Raw genomic sequence first — 7,733 nt, 5'->3', positions numbered from 1 at the left:
ATTAACGAACTTCTGAGCCTCATTAACGAACTTCTGAGCCTCATTAACGAACTTCTGAACTTCATTAATGAACTTCTGAGCCTCATTAACGAGCTTCCGAGCCTCATTAATGAACTTCTGAGCCTCATTAATGAGCTTCTGAGCCTCATTAATGAGGTTTTATGTCTCACGAAGTAGATGTAACTTTAGGCGATCTACCTTTGATAGCTTTGAAGCGTTCGCCTAATTGTTCAGCGACAGTTTTTAAACCTGGAGTCTTTTTCGCAGCTGTCTTTACATAGTCATAAACAGTCAAACTGCTGCTCATCGCTTCACTACCGACTGCTAGTAGAGTATCATCTACTTGTTCAGTAATTTGGCGCATTGAAGTTAAAAGTTCGGTGAGTGCGGAGGCTAATTGATAATCCCGAACAAGTTCTTCAACATCAAAGCTGGCTGGGAGAATTTCCCGGTTCGACTGAGCAGCAGTGACGCTATTGTTGACAAAGGCTAGGCTTTTATCACCCATTTTTAACAATCTACGTCGTTCCTCGTTGCTGAGAGTGATTAAAAAAGGTAGCTTTTTTTGAATAGTCTGTAGCGCAGCTTTAATTTCTTGGATATCTTGTGTTGAAATGGAGCCAGTGATGTTTTGGTAAGTCATCGTATTATTACTGGGGTGATTCTAGATTTAAGTAGCAAGAGTTGCTAAGTAAAGAATGCCCAGAATGAGGATGCGATCGCACAAAATTACTTTACTTATTTATCCGTTTTAGTGCCGACGACGAAGGATACTGACCAGATGCTATCAAAGCTTGACGTTCAATAATCCTTTCGTCACTGTTAAAATCTAGAATCCGTGCTGTCACTTCGCCAATATCTGTAATTGGTTGAATCACAGCCTCATTTAGTTGAAAATGCTCTCCCCAAAAATCTCTACGTGGGTTGAAAAACCGCACAAGTTCCCCAGTTTGCCAATTAATGGAACCTAAATCGCTACCTTTTTGCAGATTACAGAAAATACAGGCATAGCAGAGATTATCTGCTGTGGTTGAACCGCCATGTTTCACGCTGATTATATGGTCAACTTGACAACCCGACGATCTATTTACTTCAGAGACAAGACAGTACTCGCACATATAATCAGCGCGATGAGCAACTAAACGCCACAACTCTAAACTAACGTTAGAACTAGACACTTTAAAGAATTACTCCACGCTGAGATAATAATGAGCCTTTGCTTTCGCTAGTGTCATAATATGCTCTAGCGTCAGGAAATAATCTAACTCCTTTTTTTCTCCTGGGGTTAATTCTCCCATTTTGTGTTGGTAAACTAGTTCCTCTAAACGTCCTTTTGCTAAATCCGAAATTTGAAAGTTAACGACACTTTGGGGAGTGGTTCCAGCTGCAATAAAATCTATAATTTCATCGTAGACTTTGGTTGTATTTACAGATTTAGTCATGAGTTTATCGATTTTTATTTAATTGTACTGATTTACAACGTTACTTTTAATGACTGTCTCAACGTTTGTTGGTATTACACAAGTCCAACAAATAGCACAGCAAATGCGATCGCACATTTTAGAGTAATTAAAGTGCGATCGCGCTAATCCACACAATGTCACTGCGAACGAAGTAAAGCAATCGCAAGAGATGGGATTGCTTCGCTTTGCTCGCGATGACTGTAAATATTTTTGTCTAACTACTTATTCCCTGACTTCACACTTTCCACTCCTTCAACTTCTTCTGAGCAAACTTCCGCAGTTTCTCATCTGGGTCATTCTCTGCACGATCGCGCAACAGTGGTAAAGTCTGGGGATGCTGAGGATATTCCTTGATAATTGCTTCAAGTGCTGTCTGTCGGGGGTTGCTTGCAGACAAAGCTATACGTTCAAAAGGGTCATGAATAGCACAATCATGCAAAAACTCAAATATACCAGGATCATCTTTCCATTCTTTAGATAACTGTTGCAGTGCTGCTTGTCTAACATTAATCCAATCATCAAACTTAGCTTGAGCTTTCACAAAAGGTAAAGTGGCTGGATCATATTTCCAACATTTAATGACCTCATCCATTGCTGCTTGCCGCACAAGCCAACTAATATCAGACTGCGCGCGATTTTTTAGCCAAGATAAAGTTTCTTCACTGTCTTGAAAGCCTTTGACTACCTTTTGTAAAAAACTTTTTCGGCTATCTGGATCATGCATTTTTTCAGCGCAAATTTTGAGTGCTTCTAAATCATGAGTCCAATCCTTAGCTAATTCCCTTAGTGCTGCTTGTTGAGTATTATAACCTTCTTTAGCACAAGTCTTAAGCCAGGATAATGTATCTGGCTCATCTCTCCAAGTAGTTGCAATAGATGAAATTGCTTTTGACATAACATCATAAAATATTATTGTCTTTTTCACATCATCATCTAGATAGTCTTCCGCATCATCATCTAGATAGTCTTCCACATCATCATCTAGATAATCTGCCTTATCAATTACCTCTTTTCTTTGATAATCCTTATTGAGCAAGTCTTTTAGTTTAACTAGTAATTTACTAGCTGTTGATGCAATAGGAGTTCTATTTCTCACCTCTTCAAGACACTGAGCCGCTAAAAATAGATTGACAAACTTTTTACCTTTACTATCTTGCACTATTAAATACTCAATAATTTCACCAACAAATTTAGGTTCAATCATTCCCGCAATTAGCCGCAACACCTCATGCCAAGTTTCATCTCGCCAGTGTCTGCCAAAAACTTCAGTTTTGAGATCCTCAATTGTAATACTGCGTTCCTTCTCAAACTGCCGAACAAACTCCGAAGCACAGAAAAATTCTAAAAACGTCCGATGTACAAAGGCATAGTGATTTGCACCCAAGAAACATAAAATAAAGTTGCGATCGCGCAGTTGTTTCATCAACCGTCTGGCTTTATCTCTGGCATCACTTACTGGTATGCTTTCCAGATATTTAGTGAAGATTGCTTCTAAATCATCCCCATGTATAATGTTGCCAGCTAAACCTTTTTCACTGGTTTGCATTTGATAAGCAACTTGACGCAACATTGCCTGTTTATCTTTATAATCAATAGTTTCCAGACGTTCATCCGGTTTTAAATTGCGTCCTTCGTCCCAATTATGCAGCAGTACCTCTGAAGCATCTTTATACAGTTCACTTCTATCTCTGGGTAATTCTCGCTTGAGATTGAGAATTGCCATCATCGTTAACAGCAGAGGATTTTGTGCTAGTTCTGCAATTGCTTTTGATTCATTAATAACTCTTTGTAGACGCTCGCGTTTAATATTTTTATCTCTTTCTTCCGCTTGACTAAAAGTTTTATCATGCCAACGTTCAATAAAATCTTTAATCTGTGCTGGTTCTAAATCTTGCAACATGAAGTGACGAAATTCTGCATCTCGCAACTGTTGCTGCTTATAGCCGATAATCCGAGAGGTGACAATTACCTGCACATCTGGATATTCATTAGTGAACCGATGAATAGAGGTAATTACTTCCTCCCGCTTCGCCAGTTCAAATATTTCATCCAAACCATCAAACATAACTAAAGCATTACCAGCCTTTAGCTGCTCATGCAATTTATGCTGATTGAGGTGAAAGAAGCAATTCGGCCCTTTATGGTAATACTCTAGAAAATTATTACACGTTCCTGCATCGCGATCGCGTACATAATTGCGTAATTCAATTAGCAAAGGAATCGGCAGATTAAAATCATTTTTAGTCAGGGTTTGTTCTACCCAATCTAAAGCTAGGTATTGCAACAAAGTAGACTTGCCAGAACCAGGATCGCCTAAAATAACTAGATAATTCTTGCGCGGCTTGTCTTGTCTAATTACATCTAAGACTGAACGAATTGGCTGTTCTAAATAATTACGTTTATAGCCTTCTAATTCTTCTTTAAATTTTTCTATCTCAAATTCCGCATCTAACTGGTTACTTTCTTGTAGTCTGCGGAGATATTCTTTCGGCAGTTCTGGTAAAACCTGATAAACTTGGCGCACATTTTGAGGAATGAAGATTTGCCATAAATTAACTGGATGTTCCCGTGATGTATTCTCTAAACTATCTAATTTGAGATTGCCGTAACGCTCACGAATAGTTTCTAAATATTGCACCAAGTTAAAATCCTTGGGAATGTCAGCGTTTTCTTTTAAAGTATTATCAATACTGGATAATTTTTGTAATTCCAAAATAGAATGTAACTCTTTTGACTCTAGAAGCAGTTCTTGGACTTGTGTAAAATACTGGTCTGTAAATGCTTGCCAGTTAAACTTAGATGGCAGAGGTTGGAGTTGCAGCCGTTTCCAACTATCTTCTAAAGTTTTAAAATTTAAATCCTCACAGCTAATATCAAAAGCCTTACCAAGAATTTCCTTTACAGACTTGTCACTAATAAACTTTTTGATATCTTTGGTGTAATCCTTTATTTCCTCTTCTGGAAGCTTGCACCGCACTTTTAACTGCTGTTGCATCAGTTGCAAAAATTCTTTTAACGCCTTGCCAGCAGCAATTTCAATATCTTCTTTTTTTAGTTTGTCTACAATCTTTTTAGGAATACCCTTTAATAAATCCTTAGCCCAATCTTTAGCAGCATCCTTCGCTAAATCTTCCAAAATAGGCTTAAAAATAAATGCGGTAGCCTGAGTTACTCCCCAAATAGCCAACCAGTCTATCATAATACTCGTATCTGTTTATATTTTGATTACGAGTATATACACTAGCTGGAGTGATGATTCCAAACTTTAGGGTAATTACAGAAAGCTGCCATCTTACCGATAACTTTATCTGTATTTGCTTGCATTTCAATTTACACATCAACTAGTAACAGCGATACCTTCAGCAAGGCGTTGCCAACGCACAGGTAATCAGTTAATCCCGATTATTCTTCTCTTGCTGAATTCTTTGAGCGATGTAGAGGTACTAGCAGGCGATCGCACATTAATCAAGATTATCTGGATCTATCTCATCATAGTTCTATGATAGAAACAAACCACTCTACGGTTTAACATATGTCTTCCCCTGTTCTGGAAAAACCTACAAATTTCGAGACTTCCTACGTTCTTCTGTACAATGTCAGTTGGGAACAGTTAGAACAGCTTGATGTCGCCCTGGCAGGGACAAGCGCACGACTAACTTATTTAGATGGGATTCTTGAAATTATGTCCCCACTTTCTGACGACCATGAGGATAACAAAAAAACTCTGGCGATGTTGCTGGAACTTTATATGCGGACAAAGAACATCCGCTTTTATGGACGGGGAAGTGCAACTATAGGTAAACAGGAAGATAAAACGCGACGAGAACCAGATGAGTCTTATAATTTAGGAACGAAAAAACCTATTCCTGATTTAATTTTGGAAATAACTGTCACGAGTGGTGGAATTAATAAGCTAGAAATTTATCAGCGTTTGCGAGTACCAGAAGTTTGGTTTTGGGAAGATGGTTTATTATCAGTTTATTGTTTACAAGGTGACAGCTATATAAAAGTTACTAAAAGTACTTTATTACCTGACTTAGATTTAGATTTATTAGCACAATATGCGCGAATGGCTGACCAATATGATGCTGTGACTGCATATAGCCAGATAATAACTAAAGAATAGTAATTAAGTAAAATTTACCAATAACACAGGACTATTCATCCTGATGATTACTCTCTTGCTGAACTTTTTGAGCTATCGCTTCTTCAATTATCCGCATATTCTCTTCTATTGGTTGACCATCTTCAGTAAACATGGACGGATATATAATTGCTTCTGAGTCAGGAGTACGCCGACTAAATAGAATTTCTAACGCTTCTATATCTTCCCGATGAGCAAGCACATACGCCCTCAATTCCTTGGTAGACATTTGAGCAAAATTAGGTTTCATTTACAAATCTCCAACTTCCATCACGAAATACAATAATTTGCAGCTCATCACCTGCCAAAATAAACACATTGCCAGTTGTGTCGCTAAAACGAAATAGCTGAATATCCCGATAGAAATTAGACAGATACTGGCAAATAATCACACACATTAGTGCTTGCCGGGTTGTAGGATATATATTCTTTTTCTCAATTGTGACACAGATAATAATAAGCCCTAGCTGTTCACTGATTAGAACCCCAGTTTGCCAAAGAAACTAAATTAATCTAAGATTTTGCGGTATTTACTAGGAATAACTTGTGGTTAAGCCATAATAGATACATTTTCTGACAAATGCACAGTTATGACCTGCTGCCTCAATCCAGCTTGTGACAATCCAGAAAATCCAGAAGGCACAATGTTTTGCTCCAAGTGCAGTACAGGACTAGTATTGCTGAGAAACCGTTATCGCCCAATTAAATCATTAGGTGCTGGGGGATTTGGTAAAACTTATTTGGCAGAAGATATAGATAAACTAAATGAGCATTGTGTCATTAAGCAATTGGCACCCCATATACAGGGAACAGCCGCACTCAACAAAGCCACAGAACTATTTGAGCAAGAAGCCAGAAGACTGCAACAGTTAGGAGAACATCCCCAAATTCCCACATTATTGGCTTATTTTGAACAAGATAGTCGCCTGTATTTAGTGCAGCAATTTATCAATGGGCAGAATTTATTAGCTGAGTTAAAACAGCAGGGATTTTTCAATGAGCAAGAAGTCAGAAAATTATTGCTCGATTTACTAAATATTCTCCAAACAGTTCATCAACACAAAGTTATTCACCGCGATATCAAGCCAGAGAATATCATTCGTCGCGGCGATGGGAAGTTAGTGCTGATTGACTTTGGTGCATCTAAGCAACTGACAATGACGGTAATGACTCAACCAGGAACTGCGATCGGTTCTTTTGGTTATGCACCACTAGAACAGATGCAGGATGGTGAAGCTTTCCCAGCGAGTGATTTATATAGTAGCGGTGCAACTTGCTTTCACCTATTAAGTGGAATTCCCCCTTGGCAATTGTGGAAACGACAAGGTTATGGTTGGGTTGCGGATTGGAGACAACATTTACAGCAAAGCGTCAGTCACACCTTTGGGCAAATACTGGATAAATTGTTGCAAGAAGAATACCAGCAGCGTTACCAGTCAGTAGAGCAAGTTTTACAAGATTTAAATTCACTGTTACTGCCATCAGAATTACCCCCAACCCAGCCTGTAATTGTTAACCGATCATCACCGCTGACACTACCACCAACCCAGCCTGTAATTGCTAACCGATCATCACCGCCGACACTACCACCAACCCAGCCTGTAATTGCTGATCCATCACCACCATTGCCTGTAACAGTAACTTCTCAGCCTCAAACATCGACGCCACCAAGAAAGCCGGAAGCATCACCAAAAAATCTTTTTAGTCCAAATACCAAACTCAAAAAAGGATTACTCGCGGGTGTGGCTATTACTCTGGGGGGATTAGTGTTGATTCGCCATAGCTTATTTCCAAGTAAGCCGACACCTACAACTAGTCCAATATCTACAACTAATCCAATATATACAAGTCCCAGCATATCAACCGATGACTTTTTACAAAAAACTCTTACAGGGCATTATTACACAGTAAAGTCTCTGGCCATCAACCCAGATGGCAAGACTCTTGCCAGTGGTAGTGGTGACAACACTATCAAACTGTGGAATTTGGCAACCGGAGAACTAATCCGTACTCTCACAGGACATTCTAACTTGGTACGTGCGATCGCCATCAGTCCAGATGGCAAGACCCTTGCTAGTGGTAGTTATGGCGGCACTATCAAACTGTGGAATTTGGTAAAAGGAGAA

9 protein-coding genes are annotated in these 7,733 nt (G+C 39.0%); 3 read left to right on the top strand and 6 right to left on the bottom strand.

Annotated elements, in window-relative coordinates; genetic code table 11:
• Nucleotides 1-166 precede the first annotated feature (166 nt).
• From BV372_RS13920 to BV372_RS13905, 4 genes are all read right to left on the bottom strand, one after another.
• Complete coding sequence (locus BV372_RS13920) at nt 167-643, bottom strand: hypothetical protein (RefSeq protein WP_086687099.1); 477 nt, start codon at nt 641-643, stop codon at nt 167-169.
• Between the two features lie 91 nt (nt 644-734).
• Nucleotides 735-1,118, bottom strand: a complete 384-nt coding sequence (locus BV372_RS13915) for an HNH endonuclease (protein ID WP_373270765.1) — start codon at nt 1,116-1,118, stop codon at nt 735-737.
• A 69-nt stretch (nt 1,119-1,187) separates the two neighbouring features.
• Nucleotides 1,188-1,442, bottom strand: a complete 255-nt coding sequence (locus tag BV372_RS13910) for a hypothetical protein (RefSeq protein WP_086687097.1) — start codon at nt 1,440-1,442, stop codon at nt 1,188-1,190.
• Between the two features lie 256 nt (nt 1,443-1,698).
• Nucleotides 1,699-4,662, bottom strand: a complete 2,964-nt coding sequence (locus tag BV372_RS13905; RefSeq protein ID WP_086687096.1) for an NACHT domain-containing NTPase — start codon at nt 4,660-4,662, stop codon at nt 1,699-1,701.
• A 115-nt stretch (nt 4,663-4,777) separates the two neighbouring features.
• Between BV372_RS13905 and BV372_RS35200 the strand changes: the two genes are divergently transcribed.
• Nucleotides 4,778-4,966, top strand: a complete 189-nt coding sequence (locus BV372_RS35200; RefSeq protein ID WP_143845106.1) for a hypothetical protein — start codon at nt 4,778-4,780, stop codon at nt 4,964-4,966.
• Nucleotides 4,967-4,995: 29 nt separating this feature from the next.
• Complete coding sequence (locus BV372_RS13900) at nt 4,996-5,589, top strand: Uma2 family endonuclease (RefSeq protein ID WP_086687095.1); 594 nt, start codon at nt 4,996-4,998, stop codon at nt 5,587-5,589.
• Nucleotides 5,590-5,620: 31 nt separating this feature from the next.
• Here BV372_RS13900 and BV372_RS13895 read toward each other — a convergent pair whose 3' ends face one another.
• Together BV372_RS13895 and BV372_RS38370 are read right to left on the bottom strand one after the other, a co-directional pair.
• Nucleotides 5,621-5,857 (bottom strand): hypothetical protein, encoded by a 237-nt coding sequence (locus tag BV372_RS13895; RefSeq protein WP_179198084.1) that lies wholly within the window; start codon nt 5,855-5,857, stop codon nt 5,621-5,623.
• Nucleotides 5,847-6,032, bottom strand: a complete 186-nt coding sequence (locus BV372_RS38370) for a hypothetical protein (protein WP_373270764.1) — start codon at nt 6,030-6,032, stop codon at nt 5,847-5,849. The genes BV372_RS13895 and BV372_RS38370 overlap by 11 nt, the downstream gene beginning before the upstream one ends.
• Before the next feature lie 165 nt (nt 6,033-6,197).
• On the opposite strand from BV372_RS38370, the gene BV372_RS13890 reads away from it, so the two are divergent.
• Nucleotides 6,198-7,733: serine/threonine-protein kinase (locus BV372_RS13890; protein ID WP_086687094.1), on the top strand; the 1,536-nt coding region annotated here is incomplete at its 3' end.

It is taken from the genome of Nostoc sp. T09 (assembly GCF_002154695.1).
Classification (GTDB): domain Bacteria; phylum Cyanobacteriota; class Cyanobacteriia; order Cyanobacteriales; family Nostocaceae; genus Aulosira.
The sequence above is the reverse complement of the archived record's forward strand: the minus strand, read 5'-3'. Positions and strand labels throughout refer to the sequence as shown.

Excerpts from the sequence above, each read along its gene's own strand:
- BV372_RS13915 (WP_373270765.1), bottom strand. The coding sequence starts at position 1,118 with ATGTGCGAGTACTGTCTTGTCTCTGAAGTAAATAGATCGTCGGGTTGT.
- BV372_RS13905 (WP_086687096.1), bottom strand. The coding sequence starts at position 4,662 with ATGATAGACTGGTTGGCTATTTGGGGAGTAACTCAGGCTACCGCATTT.
- BV372_RS13900 (WP_086687095.1), top strand. The coding sequence starts at position 4,996 with ATGTCTTCCCCTGTTCTGGAAAAACCTACAAATTTCGAGACTTCCTAC.
- BV372_RS13910 (WP_086687097.1), bottom strand. The coding sequence starts at position 1,442 with ATGACTAAATCTGTAAATACAACCAAAGTCTACGATGAAATTATAGAT.
- BV372_RS13895 (WP_179198084.1), bottom strand. The coding sequence starts at position 5,857 with ATGAAACCTAATTTTGCTCAAATGTCTACCAAGGAATTGAGGGCGTAT.
- BV372_RS13920 (WP_086687099.1), bottom strand. The coding sequence starts at position 643 with ATGACTTACCAAAACATCACTGGCTCCATTTCAACACAAGATATCCAA.